The organism is Nocardia sp. CDC160, assembly GCF_035818795.1.
Lineage (GTDB): Bacteria > Actinomycetota > Actinomycetes > Mycobacteriales > Mycobacteriaceae > Nocardia.
The window spans coordinates 779,895-795,630 of the sequence record NZ_JAYKYT010000001.1 but is presented as its reverse complement, the minus strand read 5'-3'; the positions used below and the strand labels follow the sequence as shown (position 1 = coordinate 795,630).

Here is a 15,736-nt window from a genome sequence, read left to right as displayed (position 1 = left end):
CCGCGATGACCGAGAGCAAGGCTCATAGCATCGGGTCCTACCGGCGGGTGGCCGCCGCGGTGGACGCGGTGTGCGCGGTGGCGGCCGACTTCGACGCCACCGACCTGGACGAGGTGGTGCTGGCCATCTCCGCCGAACGGCGGCGGCCCATCGAAATCGCCAGTGCGCAACTGGGTCCCGGTGTGTGCGGCCAGCGCCGCAGCTATCCGGATCGGGACGTGATCGTGCTCGCGCAGGCGCTACCCAGCCGCGAGCACACCCTCGCGCACGAACTGGGCCATATCGTCTTCGACCATCCGGGCGAGGCGGCGACCGAGGTGACGCTGGAGGCCAGCGACGATCTCATCGCCTACATGTTGAGCCAGCGCGCCCATCAGAAGGCGGTCGATCTGGGCGATGACGAGCAGTGCGAGTGGGAGGCCGAAACCTTCGCGAGCATGCTCCTGACTCGCCTGCGGGTGTTCCACAGTCGAGGCGCGGGCGTCTCGGTCCTTCGATTCGATGAGGCACTCGGATGACATTTTGGCTGGTGGCGATGTTGGTCTGGATGGCCTCGGGCGCTCGCGTCGGGCGCGTGCTGGTGAAACCGGCGACCACCGCGCGCGTGGCGATCGTGATCGCGGTGGCGGCGGTGGCGCTGGCGGTGACCGTCGGCGTGCCCGAAATCGGCTTGGCCGTGGACCATCTGGCACCCCGCGGGGTGCACGGCAATTGGCTCGGCGACCGGGTGGTGACCGCCGCCTGGATCATGTTCGCCACCGCCACCTCGGTGGTGGCGGCCGCCGCCTGGCCGGTGGTGTCGCGCCGGAATCTGCGCCAGATCGGCATGATGATCTACGCGGGCGGGGCCGTCGCCATGATCGCGACGCTGTTGTGGTCGATCACCTTCGGCTGGTGGGTCGTGCTGCTGGAGTGCGTGTTCATCGTGATCACCGGCGTGCGCAACCTGGACTGGACGACCCTGGGCCGCGGCATCGCGCTCTACACGACGGGCACCTTCGGCGTCGGTGTGCTGGCGGCACTGTCGATTCGCCGCGAGATGCGTGACGAGCCGCTGCCGAAACCCGGCGACGAGGGCTGGTTCTGGCCGATGTGGCAGATCGCCGCCATGCTCATCGCCATCGGCGCGGTGTGGATCGTGCTCGAGCTGTGGTGGCGAGCCCGCGCGCTGCTCAAGCAGATTCGCACCCTGCATCGGGTGCTGATCGCCCGCTTCCCGGAGGTGGTGGCGCACGATCAAACCGGATCGGGCACCCAGCTCAAGGCCTCGGATCAGGTCGCGCAGATCATGGACGCGCTCTACCTGCAGTCCGGCGGCGGGGTGGAACTGGCCGCGGCCGGTGCGCCGCCGACCTCGGTGACCGAGCGCGCCCGGCGGGTGGCCGAGTGGGCGCGGAATCCGTTCGGCGAGGTGGTGATCGACGGCCGGTGGATCTCGCCGCCCGCGGGCGTGAGTCCGCGCGGCTGGGTGCAGGCCATTGCCCGCGCCTACGATGCCGCGGGCGCGGAGGCGTCGAGCGCGATCGCCCCCCGGTAGTCATCGCACCCCGGTAGTCATTACCGCCCCATTACCATTCGGAAGAGTTCGGCATTGCCGATCCGGTGACGCCGAAGTTGATCACGCGGAGATCACCGACGCAATTGCGATCTTGACGCAAATGAGCAAGTCCCGCACCGCGCATGATTGCCAAGGGCGTGGCATTCCGGCGGGCCTTCTCGATGAGACTTCGTATCCGAGGTTTCGTCTCATCGAACCCGCCGTGCGTAGTACGGGACTTACTTGTCACTTGAAGTTGTCACTCTTGTTGTCGCGGTTGGTGCATTGGGGCGAAACACTCACAGTGCACAAAACGACATAGTGCACAAAACAACTCACGCGGCCGCACGGGAACACCCGGGCAGCGTTATGCCAGGTTTGTGCATAATGCACCAGCGCAGAGGTCTACGCCACATGGCCTCAGCACGCTGAGGCCGGTGCAACATCCAACACTCGGACCGAATGGTCCGGCGAGACACCGGCGCCGCCCTGCAAGCGCCGCCGGTGACCCGCCCTATGTCGAGTCCGGACCAGGCCCTGTAGCAAACCAACACAGTGCGGCCTCCGAGCTAGCCGCACTGTGTTGCTCTGTGGCAGTGCCTATTCCGTGCCGTCCGGAGGAATTTCGGGCAGCCCTTCGCTGGCCCGCAACTTCTCCGCCATAGACGTGAGGAGGTTCTGAGATTCTTCGGACAGGTCGAACGCCCGACTCGACAGACGACGGAGTCCATAGCCCTGCAGCTGGGACAGCAGCTCGAGATCATGATCGATCTTCGCCGCGTAGATGTCGTTGAAGAAGTAGTCCGGTTTGACCTTGAAGAACTTTGCCAGTGCTGCCACCGTCTCATCCGACGGGTTCGTGCGCTGTCCCGACCGCAACTGCGACAGATACGGTTTCGAGATCGGATGGCCGGAGGCCGTCAAGGCAGCCGCCACCTCTGCGTTCGTGTGCGGCTTACGCCCCGGGGGATGCACGGTTTCGAACAGCTTGTTCAGCCGCGCCGCGAAATCAGCCATTGTGAGCCGCCCAATTCCCTTCGCTGTACTAACAGTCGTTATCTCGGATACGTATCATTGATATTAGCGGCTCAGTAACTGAAAACCTACGCCTGATTCGCGATTTCCTTGAAGCTTCTAGGCGGTGATCCGCTTCACCCTGTGTGGCTTGGGCGTTTGCGGGCTCACCCCACGGTTCTTGCCAAGGGCTTAAGAGCCCCGGTTCTGGCCCGTCGCGAGGGTCTTCCCGGACGGGCCTCGGGTAGCCATAAGATAGCTGACGTCTCATCTTCCTGTCTGTACCGAAGTTTGTGTGGCGTACGCCACGTTTCGCGGCAAGACGGATGAACGTTCAACCTGGCCCAAAATCATTGAGAGACTAGATCCGTTCGATGATCGTGCCCGTCGCGAGCGCGCCGCCGCAGCACATCAGGACCATGGCGGTGCTCTTGTCCGAACGCTCCAGCTCGTGCAAAGCCGTTGTGATCAAGCGGGATCCGGTGCTGCCGACCGGATGGCCGAGGGCGATCGCGCCGCCATTGACGTTCACGCGATCGAAATCGGGCTTGTGCACCGAGGCCCAGGACAGCACCACGGACGCGAAAGCCTCATTGATCTCGAACAAGTCGATATCGGAGATGCTCATGCCGGAACGCTCGAGCAGGCGCTCGCACGCCTGAACCGGACCGTCCAGGTGGAATTCGGGCTCGCCGCCCACCAGGCACTGCGCGACAATGCGGGCCCGCGGCCGCAAACCCTCACGCAGCGCGGCCTTTTCGTCCATCAGCAGCACCGCGGCCGCGCCGTCGGAGATCTGCGAGGAGGTGCCCGCAGTGTGAATTCCACCCTCCAGCACCGGCTTCAGCTTCGCCAGGCCCTCGCGGGTGGTCTCGCGCAGCCCCTGATCGCGGCCGATGTCGGCGAACTCGCCGGTGAGGTTGCCCTCCTTGTCGACCTGAGGAGCGTTCTTGATCGTCAGCACCTCCCGGTCGAAGCGGCCCTCCGCCCAGGCCTGCGCCGCCAGTCGCTGCGAACGCTCGCCGAGCTCCTCGACATCGTCGCGAGTGATGCCGCGCCGCTTGGCGATTCGCTCGGCGGCCTCGAACTGGTTGGGCATATCGATATTCCACGAGGCCGGACGCCGCGGCCCGGCGTGCGTTCCGACATTGGCGCCCAAGGGAACATGGCTCATGGACTCGATGCCGCAGGCGATGCCGACCTCGATGGCGCCGGTGGAGATGAGCCCGGCCACCAGGCCCGCGGCCTGCTGTGCCGAACCGCACTGATTGTCGATGGTGACCGCGCCGGTCTGCCACGGCAGCCCCGCGTGCAGCCACGCGGTGCGGGTGACGTTGTTGCCCTGCTCGCCCACCTGCATGACACAGCCGCCGATGACCTGTTCGACCAGCGCCGGATTCAGCTCCGCGCGCTCGAGCACGCCCTGCTGCGCCGCGCCCAGCAGCTCGGCGGCGTGCAGACCGGCCAGCCAGCCATTGCGCTTGCCGATGGGCGTGCGCGCTGCCTCGACGATGACGGGAGTACCCATGTCTGTCCTTCCGGATTAGAACTGCAACGAGTTCACAACCAGTAACGTAAGCCTGTTCGGAGCTATTACCTAGTCCCTTCTCTTGTTTTACCTCCTATGCTTCAATAGCGGTAGAACGTGTTTCAGTTGGTCAAAGGAGACTGCTGGTGGTGGACACTGCAGCCCGGCCCGGAGTGCCGGATGGATTCGATGTCACCGACCCGGAGATGTGGGCGCACCGGGTGCCGGTGGAGGAACTAGCCGAACTGCGCCGCACCGCCCCGATCTGGTGGAATCCCAAGGATCCTCGCAAGGGCGGCTTTACCGACGACGGCTTCTGGGTGCTGACCAAGCATGCCGACGTCAAGACCGTCTCGCGCCGCGATGACGTCTTCTCCACCTACGAGAACACCGCGATCCCGCGGTTCCAGGACGACATCACCCGCGAGCAGATCGATCTGCAGCGCTTCGTCCTGCTGAACAAGGACGCGCCGGAGCACACCAAACTTCGCAAGATCATCTCCAAGGGCTTCACCCCGCGCGTCATCAATGGTCTGCGCGCCGAGCTGACCGCCCGCGCCGAGGCCATTGTGAAGGCGGCCGTCGAGACCGGCACCGGCGACTTCGTCGAGCAGGTCGCGGCCGAACTGCCGCTGCAGGCCATTGCCGAACTGATCGGCGTGCCGCAGGACGACCGGAAGAAGCTGTTCCAGTGGTCCAATGACATGACCAGCTACGACGATCCGGAGAGCGACGCCGACCCGGTGGTCGCCTCCACCGAGATCCTCGGCTACTCCTACCAAATGGCCGAGGCCCGCCGCGCCTGCCCGGCCGACGATATCGTCACCCAGCTCATCAATGCCGATATGGACGGCGAGGCGCTGCTGCCGGAGGAGTTCGGCTTCTTCGTCATGATGCTCGCGGTCGCGGGCAACGAGACCACGCGCAATGCCACCACCCACGGCATGATCGCCTTCCTGGAGAATCCCGAGCAGTGGGAGCTGTTCAAGTCCGAGCGCCCGAAGACCGCCGCCGACGAGATCATTCGGTGGGCCACCCCGGTCAGCTCGTTCCAGCGCACCGCGCTCGAGGACGTGGAAGTCAGTGGCGTGCAGATCAAGAAGGGGCAGCGGGTGGTGCTGTCCTACCGCTCGGCCAACTTCGACGAGGACGTGTTCGACGATCCGTTCACCTTCAATATCCTGCGTGATCCGAACCCGCACCTGTCCTTCGGCGGTACCGGCGCGCACTTCTGCATCGGCGCGAACCTGGCGCGGCTGGAGATCGAGATCATCTTCAATGCCATCGCCGACCATATGCCCGACATCTCCAAGCTGGGCGACCCGCGTCGCCTGCAGTCGGGCTGGCTCAATGGCATCAAGCAATTCCAGGTGGATTACACGGGCGGCTGCCCGGTCAAGCACTGAGCGGCTGTTTCCAAATACCTTCGTGCCCCGCCTGCGGTAGCAGGCGGGGCACGAGAGTTTCAGAGAGTTTTGAGAGTCGCCATCGCGCGTTCAGTTTCCCAAAAGGCGCGTAGGGCCAGGATTTTGCCGTCTTCATCGACTTTGTAGGTGAAGACACCTTCCGCGTCGACGGTGTGGCCGCCACCCATGGTGGTGCGGATGCGGCCCGTATAGGCGACCTCGCCACCACAGGCGAACGAGTCGTCGAAGAGGAACTCGATCGACTCGGTCGGGGCAATGGCCTTGTCCCAGAAGGCCGCAATGGCCTCCGCACCTCGGTGGCCCACCCCCTCGGGATCGAAGAACGACGGCCCGATCGGGTCCTCCACGATCCCGTCTGCGGCGAACAGCGCCACCCAGGCGTCCTTGTCCTTGGCGCGGACCGCGGCCTGGGACGCCGCGCCCGCCACCCGGGCCGGGTGTTCGGTGGTGGTGGTCACGGCTGCTCACTCCCGACGACCCACATCGAGAAGTACTGCGAGCCACCGCCGTACGCGTGGCCGAACGCCTTGCGGGCATTCTCGACCTGGTAGTCGCCCGCGCGGCCCATGACCTGCTTGGCCGCCTCGGCGAAGCGGATCATGCCGGACGCGCCGATCGGGTTGGAGGACAGCACGCCGCCCGACGGGTTGACCGGTAGCTTTCCGCCGATCTCGGTCTCGCCCGCATCGGTGAGCTTCCAGCCCTCGCCCTCGGACATGAAGCCCAGGTTCTCCAGCCACATGGGCTCGAACCAGGAGAAGGGAACATAGATCTCGGCCGCGTCGATCTCCTCGAGCGGGTTGGTGATCCCGGCCTGCTTCCACAGCGCCTTGGCGGCGTCCTGGCCCGCCTTGGGATTGACCTGGTCGCGGCCCGCGTAGGCGAGCGGCTCGGTGCGCATGGCGGTGCCGTGGATCCACGCCACCTTCTTGCCCTGCGCCTCGACCGCCTTGGCCGATGCCTCGTCACCGATCACGATGGCGCACGCGCCGTCCGAGGACGGGCAGGTCTCGTCGAAACGAATGGGGTCCCACAGCATTTGGGATGCCATCACCGATTCCATGGTGATGTCGGGCTGATGCAGGTGCGCGAACGGGTTGCGCGCGCCATTGCGGCGATCCTTGACCGCGACCATCGCGCCCACGTGCAGCGGGGCATTGGCGCGGCGGATGTAGGCGCGCACGTGCGGGGCGAAGTAGCCGCCCGCGCCCGCGCCGACCGGCTTGGTGAACGGGACCGGGTTCGACAGCGCCCACATGGCGTTGGATTCGGACTGCTTCTCCCACGCGATGGCGAGCACCCGCCGGTGCACGCCCGCCTGCACCTGATTGGCGGCGACGACGCCCGTGGAACCGCCGACCGAACCGGCCGTGTGCACGCGGAGCAGCGGTTTTCCGGTGGCGCCCAAGGCATCCGCGAGGAAGAGCTCCGGCATCATGGCACCCTCGAAGAAGTCGGGGGCCTTGCCGACCACGACCGCGTCGATATCGGCCATGGTCAGGCCGGAGTCCTCCAGCGCCCGGTCGATGGCCTCGCGGACCATGCCCGCCATGGAGACATCCGACCGTTTGGTCACGTGATGAGTCTGTCCCGTACCCAGGACAGCGGCTGGCAGTGTCATCGTGCCTCCAGGGTGGCGACCAGGTTCTGCTGCAGCGCGGGACCCGAACTGGCATGGGCCAGTGCGCGATTCGCGGTGCCATTGAAGATTTCGGTGGCGGCGAAGCCGATGCGCTCGAGTCCGGCCGCGAACATCGGGTTGCCCGAGAGCGGGCCGCCCGACGGGTTGATGCGGGTGTTCCCGTTGAGGCCGATGGCCTGCTTCAGGATCAGTTCCTCGTGGCTGAACTGCGCGTGCAGCTCCGCGACGTCGAACTCACGGCTGTCGTCGCCGATGGCGGCCTTGGCCGCGCGGGTCGCCGACTCCGAGACGGTCAGATCGCGCGCGCCCAGCACCGGGGTGTCGATGTAGTGCGCGATGCCGGTCAGCCAGGCCGGGCGCTCGCACAGTTCGCGGGCGCGATCGCCCACGGCCAGCACGATGGCGGCCGCGCCGTCGGTAATGGGCGCGATGTCGTGGGCGCGGAACGGATCGGCGACTTTCGCCTCGGCCAAAAGCTTTTCGGCGTCGCCGCCATTGCTGCGCGCCGCCACCGCGGCCATGTCGGCCTCGGTCCACAGGCCCGCGTCCAGGCCCGCACGGGCCTGCAGACCCGCCATCGAGACCGAGTCCGGCCACAGCGGCGCGACCAGGTACGGGTCGGTCTGCAGGGACAGGATCTGGCGCAGGGTACCGGCCGAGGACTTGCCGAAGCCGTAGACCAGCGCCGTCTCCGCCTGCCCGGAGCGCAGTTTCACCCATGCCTCGTACAGCGCCCAGGCCGCGTCCATCTCCACGTGCGACTCGTTGATCGGCGGCACCGCGCCGATGGAGTCGATGGCCGAGATGAACGAGAAGGCGCGCCCGGCAAGGTAATCCGAGGAGCCGGAGCACCAGAAGCCGATATCGGAGACGCCGATGCCGAGCTTGGCGTAGAGCTCCCGGAAGCACGGCGCGAGCATCTCCACGCCATTGGTGGTGCCGAAGGTCTCCGGCACGTGCGGCGCGTGCGCGAAGCCGACCACCGCGATGTCATTGTTACTCAAGGTATTTCAGCGCCTCTCTACAGGTGGTGCGCGAAAGAGTCGTAGTCGGCGTCCGGTTCGCCGGTGGGCTCGAAGTGGTCGATATTGCCGATGGACAGGCCCCACTCCTCGCGCGGCTTCCACACCGCCTTGACCCGCATGCCCATCCGGACCTCGCTCGCGTCGATGCCGAGCACCAGGTGCAGGAACGGAATGTCGGTGCCGTCCAACAGGATGTAGGCGGCGACGTACGGCGGCTTGATCGACTGACCCATGAACGGCACGTTCACGATGCAGAACGTGGTGACGATGCCGGTGTCGGCCACCTCGACGAAGTCATCGGTCGGCGAGCCGTCGCGCGGGTCCGCGCCGCGCGGCGGGAAGTACACCTTGCCGTCCATCTGCGCGCGGGCGCCCAGCAGCTTGCCCTCCATGAGGCCCTGCAGGAAGACGGCCTCCTGCGGGGCGGCGGTGTGCTTGATGGAGAAGTCGACCGGGGTCACGATGCCGGTGATGGGTTCCGCGTCGGCATCGGAATCGGTGGGGGCATTGGATGTTTCACCGGGTTCGAAGGCGGCGATGTCGTGGATGCTCCCGCTGCGCTCGGCGGCCCAGCGCGCCCGCACCCGCATGCCCGTCGAGATGTCCTCGGGCGAGGCCACATCCACCGCGTGCAGGATGGCGGTGTCCGCGCCGTCCAGCTTGATGAGCGCGTAGGCGAAGGGCCGGTCGAAGGGCTGGCCCGGGATCGGCTCGGCCACCCAGGACCAGGTCTGCACCGTGCCCACGTCGGAGACCTCGACGAACTCCGAGAGGGGTTCGCTGGTCTTCGGATCGAATTCCGCGGGCGGCACGATCACGCGCCCATCGGAACCCCGCACCCCGACGACCTTGCCGGACCGCAATTCCGTGAGGAAGCGGCCGAGGATCGGACCGGTTGAGCGGGTGTAGTCGAATTTCATCCGCAGCGGTGCGGAGAGTACTTCGGTGTTCCCCAGAGTCACGAGATCGAGTAGAACAGGTTCTAGTGACGGTGGCAAGAGTCGGGGCTGGGCCACTGCCGAACGCCCCGCGATGTTCTAGGAGAGGACACTCGAATGCGCTTTGGTCTGCAATTGGGGTATTGGGGCGCGCAGCCGCCCGCCAATACGCGGGAATTGGTATTGGCCGCCGAAGAGGTCGGGTTCGACGCCGTCTTCACCGCGGAATCCTGGGGATCGGACGCCTTCACGCCGCTGGCCTGGTACGGCTCGGACACCAGCCGGGTGCGGCTGGGCACCTCGGTCGTGCAGATGTCGGCGCGCACCCCCACCGGCACTGCCATGGCCGCACTGACCCTCGATCACCTCAGCGGCGGGCGACACATTCTCGGGCTCGGCGTGTCCGGCCCGCAGGTGGTGGAGGGCTGGTACGGGCAGCCGTTCTCCAAACCGCTCGCGCGCACCCGCGAATACGTCTCGATCGTGCGGCAGGTGCTGGCCCGGGAGAGCAAGGTCGTCAGCGACGGCCCGCATTTTCCCTTGCCCTACAACGGTTCCGGCGCCACCGGACTCGGCAAGCCGCTCAAGCCGATCACCCATCCGCTGCGTGCCGACCTGCCCATCTGGCTCGGGGCCGAGGGGCCGAAGAATGTCGCGCTGACCGCGGAGATCGCGGACGGCTGGCTGGCCATCTACTACACGCCGCGCCTGGCGGACATGTACAACGAGTGGCTCGACGAGGGCTTTTCGCGCCCGGGAGCGCGGCGCTCGCGCGAGGACTTCGAGATCGCGGCCACCGCGCAGGTCATCCTGACCGACGACCGCAAGGCCGCCCTCGACGCCATCCGGCCCTACAGCGCGCTCTACATCGGCGGCATGGGCGCGGAGGAGCTGAACTTCCACGCCGAGGTCTACCGGCGCATGGGCTACGGCGAGGCGGTCGACGAGATCACCGCGCTGTTCCGCTCCGGGCGCAAAGCCGAAGCGGCCGCGGCGGTTCCGGACGAGCTGATTCTCGACACCACCATCATCGGCGACGAGGACCACGTGCGTGAGCAGCTGAAGGTGTGGGAGCAGGCGGGCGTCACCATGCTGCTGGTGGGTGTCCGGGATGTGTCGCAGTTCGAGCGCCTGCGTCCGCTGATCGAATCCTAGAAATGGCTGTAGTGTGTGACAGGGGGCACATTCGGTCCATCGACTGAGTGGGATTTGTGGCTTGTCACACACAAGAACACGTTCTATTTTGATCCTGTGAGCTACAACATTGCGGACCTTGTCGAGCACACCATCGACCTCATGCCGGAACGTGTCGCACTGGTTGACGACTCGCGTTCGGTGACCTACGCCGAACTGGAGGATCGAGCCAACCGACTGGCGCACTACCTGCAGGAACAGGGTGTGCGGCCGGGTGACAAGGTTGGCGTGTACTCGCGCAACACCATTGAGGCCGTGGAGTCCATGGTGGCCATCTTCAAGGCGCGCGCCGTCATGATCAACGTGAACTACCGGTACGTTGAGAACGAGTTGCAATACATCTTCGAGAACTCGGACATGGTTGCTCTCATTCACGAGCGTCGCTACAGCGACAAGGTCGCCAATGTGCTGCCGAAGGTGCCCGCCATCAAGGCCGTTCTCACCGTCGAAGACGACACCGATCTCCCGCTGCCCCCGGGCGCCGTCGAATACGAAGCGGCACTGGCGGGTTCGCACGGCGAGCGCGATTTCGAGGAGCGCTCCTCCGACGACATCATGATGATCTACACCGGCGGCACTACCGGCATGCCCAAGGGCGTCATGTGGCGGCAGGAGGACTGGTGGCGCGTGCTCGGCGGCGGCATCAACTTCTACACCGGCGTCTTCATCGAGGACGAGTGGGAGCAGGCCAAGGGCGGCGCCAGCGGCAATACGCAGATGGTGCGCTACCCGATTCCGCCGCTGATCCACGGCGGCGCGTTCACCGCGACGCTGCACAGCCTCTTCGACGGCGGCAAGGCGGTCATGCTGCCGGAGTTCTCCGGGCACGGCGTGTGGCAGGCCATCGAGCGGCACGGCGTGAACATGATCTTCATCGTCGGCGATGCCATGGCCCGTCCGATGCTGGACGCGGTGGCCCAGGGGAACCCGGAAACCGGTGAGCCGTACAACCATTCGAGCCTGTGGGTGCTGGCCTCCAGTGCGGCGCTGTTCTCACCGGCGCTGAAGGACGAGTTCATCGAGCGATTCCCGAACGCGTTGATCACCGACTCGATCGGCGCCTCGGAGACCGGTTTCGGCGGGCTGGCCGTGGCCGCCAAGGGCGCGACCCACACCGGTGGTCCGCGCGTGAAGATCGACGCCTCCACCAAGGTGATCGACGAACAGGGCAACGAAATCGCCCCCGGCTCCGGTCAGGTCGGCATGCTGGCCCGCACCGGCAATATCCCGCTGGGCTACTACAACGACCCGGTCAAGACCGCCGAAACCTTCAAGGTGTTCAACGGCGTTCGCTACTCCGTCCCCGGCGACTACGCCCGGGTGGAGGAGGACGGGACCGTCACCATGCTGGGCCGCGGGTCGGTGTCGATCAACTCCGGCGGCGAGAAGATCTACCCGGAGGAGGTCGAGGGCGCGCTCAAGGCGCACCCGGACATCTTCGACGCGCTGGTGGTCGGTGTGCCCGACGAGCGCTGGGGCCAGCGGGTGGTCGCGGTCGTGCAGTGTCGCGGCGAGGCCCGTCCGACGCTGGAGGAACTGCGGCCGACACTGGTCAAGGAGATCTCCTCCTACAAGATGCCGCGCAGCCTCTGGTACGTCGACGAGATCAAGCGTTCGCCCGCCGGTAAGCCGGATTACAAGTGGGCGAAGGCGCAGACCGAGGCCCGCGAGGCCGACGACCACGCGAGCGCTTCCAGCTCGAAGTAATTCGAGCGCAACGAATTACAACACTGTGATGCCCGTCCGCATTCGCGGGCGGGCATCACTCATTTGATTTTGGTGGGTATTTTCTGTCGGTGGGTTGTGCCAGGCTGTCTGGCATGAGCGAGAAGGCAGGCAGATCCGTCACCGTTTCGGATGATGTGTTGCGGTCTTTCGAAGGCCACCGGCGCGAATTGTGCGCCTACGCGTATCGGATGCTCGGGTCCTCCTTCGAGGCCGAGGACGCGGTACAGGAGACTTTCACCCGCGCGTGGAAGTCGTACGACTCATTCGAGGGGCGTTCGAGCCTGCGATCGTGGCTGTACAAGATCGCGACCAATGTCTGCCTGGACATGCTCGACGGGCCGCAGCGGCGGGCCCGGCCCATGGATTTGAACGGGCCGTCCACCCCCGATTCGCAATTGCCGCCGCCGGAGCCGGATTACGTGTGGGTGGAGCCGATTCCGAACGCGCTCGCCTTCGGCGCGGACCCGGCCGAGGCCGCCAGCGCCAAGGACACGCTGCGCCTGGCCTTCGTGTCCGCGGTGCAGCATCTGCCCGCCAGCCAGCGCGCCATTCTGATCATGCGCGAGGTGCTGCGCTTCTCCGCGGGCGAAACCGCCGACATGCTCAATGTCTCCCCGGCATCGGTGAACAGCGCCCTGCAGCGCGCCCGCGCCACCATGTCGAAGGTGCAGGAGAAGTCCACCGTCTCCGACACCTTCGACGAGAACAACGAGCAGCAGCGCAAACTCGTCGACGATTTCGTCAAGGCCTTCGAGGCCTACGACATGAACGCCCTCACCGAGCTGTTGAAAGCCGATGTGGCGCTGTCCATGCCGCCGTTCTCGCTGTGGATCTCCGGCCCGGAGAACGTGGCCGCCTTCATGCTCGGCACCGGCCACGCCTGCCGCGACTCCCGCATGATTCCGCTGGACGGCGCCAATGGCCTGCCCGCCTTCGGCCACTACAAGCCCAGCGGCGAGCCCGGCCTCTGGACCCCCTGGTCCATCACCACCCTCGAACTCGACGGCGACCGCATCTCCGGCCTCACCTTCTTCCTCGACACCGAGAAGCTGTTCCCCCTCTTCGGCCTGCCCATGGAGCTACGCCCGAACTAGGTTGACGCGGCCCGAACCAGGTTGGCGCGCAGCGACTCAGCGACTCAACGGTCGGGGTAGGCCATGTAGAAGGACTCCCACTGGTGGCCGTCGGGGTCCAGGAAGGTGCGGCCGTACATGCCCATCCGGGCCTCCTGGCTGCGGCGGTCGGTGTCGACCTCCTCGGTGCCGCCCGCGCGGAGGGCCGCTTCGGTGAGGTCGTCGACCTCCTCGGGACCCGACATGGCCAGGGCGTAAATCCCGCTGACGAACTCGCGGGGGTCACCCGGGGTGCGGTGGGTGAACGTGGTGAAGAAGCTGCGGGTCAGGAGCATGACGCAGATGTTGTCGTCGATCACGATGCAGGCGGCATTGGCGTCGGTGAAGTCCTGGTTCACCTTCCAGCCGAGAGCCTCGTAGAACCGTTTCGACCGGTCCAGGTCGGCCACCGGCAGATTGATGAAGATCATCTTGCTCGGCATGGTGGTTCGCCCCTCTTCCCCGCGATGCGATCGCGCGTACATCGATGTATTGGTGGGGACGAAGCGGGTGCGGAAAAGTCATCGGTCGTGCAAGAGTGACTGGTGGAGGTGCCCGATGAATCACAGCTACCTGGTCGCGCTCACCGGTAGCGGCGGAACCGTGCCGCCGGAACTGGGTGTGGTGCGGCGACTGGTGCGACGTGGACATCGGGTGACCGTGCTGGCCGAGGAGAGTCTGGCCGAGGCGGTGGCGGCCACGGGGGCACGGCTGCGGCCGCGCGCGGGAGCCGGGTTCGCCCGCGAGACCGCCGACGAAATCGACGCCGGGCGGCCCGATCTGGTGTTGGCCTCCTTCTTCGCCTTCGGGGCCATGGTCGCCGCACAGGCCTGTGACGTGCCGTTCTCGGTGCTCATGCCCGGGATCTATCCGCTGCCCGTGGAGGGCGGGCCGCCGCCCGGCACCGGATTCGGCCGGGCTCGCGGTCCGCTCGGCCGGTTGCGGGACCGGATCGTGGGCACGCTGGTCCAGCGGCGCTGGGACGAGGAACTGCTACCCCGGCTCAATGCCCTGCGCGCGGACTTCGGATTGGAACGCCTGGCCCACTACCAGGATCAGGCGCAACTGGCCCGGCGTCAGCTCGTATTGTCCAGTGCCGCTTTCGATTTCCCGGGGCAGGGTCCGGACGGGGTGCGCTGGGTCGGGCCGATCCTGGACGAACCGGACTGGGTCGAGAAGGGAGCCTGGACGCAGGCCGACGGTGGTGAGCCGCTCGTGCTGGTCGCGCTGTCCACCACCTTCCAACGCCAAACCGATTGCCTGCAAAGGATTGCCGACGCGCTGGCGCTGCTCCCGGTGCGCGGCGTCATCACCACCGGCCCGGCCGTCGATACCGAGCAGATTCGCGCACCGGCGAATGTGACCGTCGTGCGGGCCGCCTCGCATCGCGAGCTCATGCGCCACGCCAGCCTGGTCATCACCCACGGCGGCCACGGCACCCTGATGAAGGCTTTCGCCGCCGACCTGCCGGTGGTGGTCCTGCCACACGGTCGAGACACCGCCGACAATGCCGCCCGGGTACGCGCGCACCGGGCCGGAATCGTGGTGCCGCGCACCGCGACTCCGCAGCGCATCGCCCGCGTGGTCCGCCGCGTCCTGCGCACCCCGACCTACTATCGCGCCGCGGCCGAACTGGGCCGCGCCATCCGCCACGACGCGCGCGGCGAGGCCCTGCTGCACGAGATCGAACCCGCGGCCGATCACCAGGACACCGTGGGCGAGCACATCTTCTCGGTGCGGGAGCTCGAAACCTGAGGTTTGGCCGAATTTCGCGTGTCGTAGGCCGGATATGGCTGGCACGCTGGGCGTTCACTGCCTAGCGTGTGCTCCATGGATTTCCTGGCGGTATTGCGCGAGAAGCTGAGCGAGTTCGGGGAGCTGATCACGCCCGAGACCAATCTGGCCGCCCCGGTCCCGAGCTGCGGGGACTGGACCCTCTACGACCTCGTCGACCATGTCGGGCAAGGCAATCGGTGGGTGGTGACCGCGGTCGCGGAGGGGCGCGGGGATTACCACGGCGATCCCGCGCCGGTGGACCGGGCCGAACTGCGGGCCTGGTTCGACGACTCCGCGCGGGCGATCGTCGAATCGCTGTCGGTGGACCCCGCGACCCCGGCCTGGACCTTCACCAGCCTGATGCCGCGCACCGTCGGATTCTGGCGGCGTCGCCGGGCCCAGGAGACCCTGATGCATCTGTGGGACGCCCAGGACGCGCTCGGCACCGCCGACGCCTTCGATCCGGCCCTGGCCGCCGACGGCATCACCGAGGTGTTCGAGATGTTCGCGCTCCGCATGATTCAGCGCGGCCTGGCCAAGGAGCCGGAGGTCGCGCTCAGCGTCCACGCCACCGACACCGGCGACAGCTGGACCTACGGCCCCGGCACCCCGGTCGCCGAAATCTCCGGCACCGCTTCGGATCTGCTGCTGACCCTGTGGCAGCGCAAGGACCCCAAGGACGCGGCGCTGAGCTGGCAGGGAAACTGGGCCGCGGGCGCGCAGGTCCTCGCCGGACCCCTGGTGCCCTAGGTGCCCTTGCCCGTACCCGAAATGCCCTAGCCCTTACCGGAAATGCCCTGACCCGCACACGGAAA

15 protein-coding genes are annotated in these 15,736 nt (G+C 66.6%); 8 read left to right on the top strand and 7 right to left on the bottom strand.

Annotation, left to right across the window (positions count from 1 at the left end):
- The first annotated feature begins 5 nt into the window (after positions 1-5).
- Together VMT40_RS03445 and VMT40_RS03440 are read left to right on the top strand one after the other, a co-directional pair.
- The gene (locus VMT40_RS03445) at positions 6-518 is read left to right on the top strand and encodes an ImmA/IrrE family metallo-endopeptidase (protein WP_326356496.1); all 513 of its coding nucleotides are present in this window, start codon (positions 6-8) and stop codon (positions 516-518) included.
- Positions 515-1,537 carry a hypothetical protein gene (locus VMT40_RS03440; protein ID WP_326356495.1) on the top strand — a complete coding sequence of 341 codons (1,023 nt, stop codon included), beginning with the start codon at positions 515-517 and terminating at the stop codon, positions 1,535-1,537. The genes VMT40_RS03445 and VMT40_RS03440 overlap by 4 nt, the downstream gene beginning before the upstream one ends.
- Before the next feature lie 600 nt (positions 1,538-2,137).
- On the opposite strand, the gene VMT40_RS03435 is transcribed toward VMT40_RS03440, so the two are convergent.
- Positions 2,138-2,554 (bottom strand): helix-turn-helix domain-containing protein, encoded by a 417-nt coding sequence (locus tag VMT40_RS03435; RefSeq protein WP_011207048.1) that lies wholly within the window; start codon positions 2,552-2,554, stop codon positions 2,138-2,140.
- 358 nt (positions 2,555-2,912) lie between these two features.
- Entirely contained in the window at positions 2,913-4,079 is a 1,167-nt protein-coding gene (locus tag VMT40_RS03430; protein WP_326356494.1) for a steroid 3-ketoacyl-CoA thiolase, read from the bottom strand.
- A gap of 206 nt (positions 4,080-4,285) precedes the next feature.
- On the opposite strand from VMT40_RS03430, the gene VMT40_RS03425 reads away from it, so the two are divergent.
- The gene (locus tag VMT40_RS03425; RefSeq protein ID WP_326357176.1) at positions 4,286-5,485 is read left to right on the top strand and encodes a cytochrome P450; all 1,200 of its coding nucleotides are present in this window, start codon (positions 4,286-4,288) and stop codon (positions 5,483-5,485) included.
- A gap of 59 nt (positions 5,486-5,544) precedes the next feature.
- On the opposite strand, the gene VMT40_RS03420 is transcribed toward VMT40_RS03425, so the two are convergent.
- From VMT40_RS03420 to VMT40_RS03405, 4 genes are read right to left on the bottom strand one after another with little or no spacing between them, the layout of a single operon-like run.
- Positions 5,545-5,964 (bottom strand): nuclear transport factor 2 family protein, encoded by a 420-nt coding sequence (locus VMT40_RS03420; protein WP_326356493.1) that lies wholly within the window; start codon positions 5,962-5,964, stop codon positions 5,545-5,547.
- Positions 5,961-7,127 (bottom strand): thiolase domain-containing protein, encoded by a 1,167-nt coding sequence (locus tag VMT40_RS03415; RefSeq protein ID WP_326356492.1) that lies wholly within the window; start codon positions 7,125-7,127, stop codon positions 5,961-5,963. Before VMT40_RS03415 ends, VMT40_RS03420 begins: the two co-directional genes overlap by 4 nt.
- Positions 7,124-8,152: a thiolase domain-containing protein gene (locus VMT40_RS03410; RefSeq protein ID WP_326356491.1), complete on the bottom strand. Its 1,029-nt coding sequence runs from the start codon at positions 8,150-8,152 to the stop codon at positions 7,124-7,126. The genes VMT40_RS03415 and VMT40_RS03410 overlap by 4 nt, the downstream gene beginning before the upstream one ends.
- 17 nt (positions 8,153-8,169) lie before the next feature.
- Complete coding sequence (locus VMT40_RS03405; RefSeq protein WP_442789894.1) at positions 8,170-9,135, bottom strand: Zn-ribbon domain-containing OB-fold protein; 966 nt, start codon at positions 9,133-9,135, stop codon at positions 8,170-8,172.
- A gap of 93 nt (positions 9,136-9,228) precedes the next feature.
- On the opposite strand from VMT40_RS03405, the gene VMT40_RS03400 reads away from it, so the two are divergent.
- The 3 genes from VMT40_RS03400 to VMT40_RS03390 all read left to right on the top strand — a co-directional run bounded on the left by VMT40_RS03400 (position 9,229) and on the right by VMT40_RS03390 (position 13,127).
- Positions 9,229-10,266, top strand: coding sequence for an LLM class F420-dependent oxidoreductase (locus VMT40_RS03400; RefSeq protein ID WP_326356490.1), 1,038 nt, complete (start codon positions 9,229-9,231; stop codon positions 10,264-10,266).
- Between the two features lie 96 nt (positions 10,267-10,362).
- Positions 10,363-12,012: an acyl-CoA synthetase gene (locus VMT40_RS03395; RefSeq protein ID WP_326356489.1), complete on the top strand. Its 1,650-nt coding sequence runs from the start codon at positions 10,363-10,365 to the stop codon at positions 12,010-12,012.
- 113 nt (positions 12,013-12,125) lie between these two features.
- Entirely contained in the window at positions 12,126-13,127 is a 1,002-nt protein-coding gene (locus VMT40_RS03390; protein ID WP_326356488.1) for a sigma-70 family RNA polymerase sigma factor, read from the top strand.
- A 44-nt stretch (positions 13,128-13,171) separates the two neighbouring features.
- Here the strand turns inward: VMT40_RS03390 and VMT40_RS03385 are convergent, their stop codons facing one another.
- Positions 13,172-13,588 (bottom strand): VOC family protein, encoded by a 417-nt coding sequence (locus VMT40_RS03385; protein ID WP_326356487.1) that lies wholly within the window; start codon positions 13,586-13,588, stop codon positions 13,172-13,174.
- A gap of 115 nt (positions 13,589-13,703) precedes the next feature.
- Between VMT40_RS03385 and VMT40_RS03380 the strand changes: the two genes are divergently transcribed.
- Positions 13,704-14,900 carry a glycosyltransferase gene (locus tag VMT40_RS03380; protein ID WP_326356486.1) on the top strand — a complete coding sequence of 399 codons (1,197 nt, stop codon included), beginning with the start codon at positions 13,704-13,706 and terminating at the stop codon, positions 14,898-14,900.
- 75 nt (positions 14,901-14,975) lie between these two features.
- A complete protein-coding gene (locus VMT40_RS03375) occupies positions 14,976-15,671 on the top strand; it encodes a maleylpyruvate isomerase family mycothiol-dependent enzyme (protein ID WP_326356485.1) in 696 nt (231 codons plus the stop codon).
- The last annotated feature ends 65 nt before the right edge of the window (positions 15,672-15,736 follow it).